The organism is Halobacillus sp. (assembly GCF_049282395.1).
Classification (GTDB): Bacteria; Bacillota; Bacilli; order Bacillales; family Halobacillaceae; genus Halobacillus.
On the sequence record NZ_JBAPTY010000001.1, the window covers coordinates 1 to 2,755 of the forward strand.

The 2,755-nt window shown below is 42.1% G+C and carries 3 protein-coding genes; all 3 read right to left on the minus strand.

Annotated elements, in window-relative coordinates; genetic code table 11:
* Window positions 1-153: 153 nt before the first annotated feature.
* The gene (locus WAM07_RS00005; protein WP_422163713.1) at window positions 154-1,737 is read right to left on the minus strand and encodes a PucR family transcriptional regulator; all 1,584 of its coding nucleotides are present in this window, start codon (window positions 1,735-1,737) and stop codon (window positions 154-156) included.
* Window positions 1,738-1,848: 111 nt separating this feature from the next.
* Window positions 1,849-2,085, minus strand: a complete 237-nt coding sequence (locus tag WAM07_RS00010; RefSeq protein WP_041601286.1) for a hypothetical protein — start codon at window positions 2,083-2,085, stop codon at window positions 1,849-1,851.
* 14 nt (window positions 2,086-2,099) lie between these two features.
* Window positions 2,100-2,755 (minus strand): cytosine permease (locus tag WAM07_RS00015; protein WP_422163715.1); only part of this gene is annotated, 656 nt, incomplete at its 5' end.

Genomic DNA, 2,755 nt, shown 5'->3' on the forward strand with positions numbered 1-2,755 from the left:
CCTTTCACATAATGACTACACGGGGTACTATACCGAGTTTCTTCTATTATATAGATACTTCCTCTCTTTCCACTTGGGTTTGAGTCATAAAAAAACACTTATTCCATGTAAGAATAAGTGAACACCCGTCTGTGGGCGTGTCTAAAAAAATAGTCAACTGTAAATGGTTTTTTGATACTCATTTGCAAGCAGTGCAAACTCAAGAACCTGTCTTTTTTCCGATTCCATGAAGTCGGAGCCTAACAATTTTTCCAGTTTCTCAAGCCTGTGATACAGGGTTTGACGCACAACAAAAACTCTGTCCGCTGTTTCTTTTTTGGACCCATTGCAGGATAAATAAACCCTTAACGTTTCTAATAAGTTCGCATTGTGCTTCTGATCATATTGAATGATCGGCTCTAAATACTCCTCCACCAGTCCGTTCAAGTTGCTATGTTTATGTACGAGAGAGATCAGCCGATACATGTGCATATCTTCATAAAAATATTTAAAGTGGCCGGCCGGCATTTTATTCTGAATCGACAAGGTTTCCTGAGCTGTTTGGAAGCTCTCATGCAGAAGATTTAGTTCCCTGACAAACTTCCCTCCGGCTATTTGAAACGAATCAATGCTGGAATCATTGAGCAGACTGATTTTCTTCAATCGCTCAATTCCTCGTTTAATTCTAATCTTCCAATCTTCTTCCCCTTTTTTATTTAGCAGAATAAAGGTTAATAAATGACGCTTTTCGACGGCAAAAACGAAATATCCATTCTGATCGAAGATGTTATGAATCAGCATATTCAAGTACGCCAGGTCTAAATTGTTATCACGGCCATCTGCCATTTTTAATTTTACCGTCAGGACGACGGCTCCTGAGACCGGCTGATGGATTTTGTAAAAGGATAAGTGGTCTTTAATCTCTTCAGAACTATGCTCCCCTTGCAGCCATTCAAGAAGCCATTCCGTTTCCCTGGCTTTCCGTTTTTCCTCTGTATAGAGTTCCCGCAATAAATACTGAGCTAAAGCCGTTGCCGTACGGTCCAGGAGAAGCGATTCAAATTCGGTGAATTCCCGGCAGCTCGAGATTAAATAAATGGTCGCAAACTCCCGTTCAAATACTTGCACGGTCTGTTTGACCAATTGCTTCGATGAGGAATCATGGATACGAGCAAGCATCGACTCCCTCTCTTTTTCTCTCATTGCTGGAATCGTAACGACCCTGTGATCCTTTGCGATGTAAATTAACTGACAGCTCACATATTGCTGTAAGTTTTTTAGAATTTCGAAATAGTTATCAATCTTTAACAGGCGCTTATTTAAGCGTTGAGAGTAGTCTTCTAAATTCGTGATTAATTCATATTGTTGATTAATTAAGTGCGCATGAATGTCCTGAGTAATGTCCACGAATGAAACTTCTTCTTCAAAAATAATAATCGGAAAGTCGTGCTTATCAGCAAGCTGGATCGCTTCTTCCGATATGTGATCAATGAAGCTTCCTAGTTCTATACAGATTCCCGCTACGTTCCGCTGAATCATTTGTTCCAATAAATTCAGAAACAGGCTTTCATCATCTTTCCACCCAAACCCCGTTGCTAACACTAATTCGCCGCCCTTCAAATTGCCGCGGACTTCGATCGTTTCAAACACGTGAACCCACTTTACTTGCCGGTCCATCCCCTTTTGACCAGCCACGACTTTCGCTGATGCAAAAAGCTTTCGATCCAATATGTTCTCTAGTGATATGCGATACTTCATAGAAATACCCCTCTTCAAACGTACTACAAAGCATCAGAAAAATCTAACTAATTGTGAGAAAATTTAACAAATATAAGAGGATGAGCCTAAGCTCATCCTCTAACAGTCCTTCTATTGAACTTGTTTTTGTCGTTGCTGCTGAACTAAAATAGTAGAAAAGTATTTACGAGAGTCTGGATGAAGTATATGCAACCGCTCTTTTTTACTTTTTTCCGGATCATTTCCCTTGTACTCAAACTCTACAAATGCCCCGCTCAAATTCTCTGTCACACCTTTAATGGTGTAACCCTTTTCTAATAAAAAGTCTATTTTTTCACGTTCGATTTCAAACTCCTGATAAGTTGACATCTCTCTCCTCCTTGTTAAACATCGACTTTAGCCGGTGCTGCTTCAGATCCTGTCTTCCGGCCAATTTTCTCTTCCGCAAATCCTTCCCCGATCTTCCAGTCACGTCCGACCGTTATGCCCAGGTATTCTTCATCACTCGGATGATCAATCTCCGCCTGCGGATGTTTCTTGAAATACCAGTGTTTAGCAAGCAAGTAATAAAGAAGAGCGCCGACGCCAAACCCTACAAAGAAGGAATAGGTACTGAATGTGTAAGCAGCCACACTGCCTATTGCCCAGGAAATGACGCCCGCCCAGTTAATACCTCCATCGTAACGGTACTGCCCACCACTCTTGTATAAATCGTGGACATTCATTCTCCGTTTTCTCAACAGATAATAATCGGCGAAAATAATTCCGACGATTACGGATAAAATAGCAGCCGCAATAAGTAAGACCGGAATCAGCAGATTGAATACGCTCCATGGCTGAATGACTGTACCAATCAAACCGGCAATAAACACTCCGGCCCAGAAAGGTAGCTTAGGTCCGCCGACATTCGAGAAGATGGTCGCCGCCGGCACGATATTGGCGGAGACATTGGTGGACCACTGGGCCAGCACAATCATTAAGAGCAGAATACCCAGAACGAGTCCGCTGGCCGATTCCTGAAGGGCGACAACCGGATCAA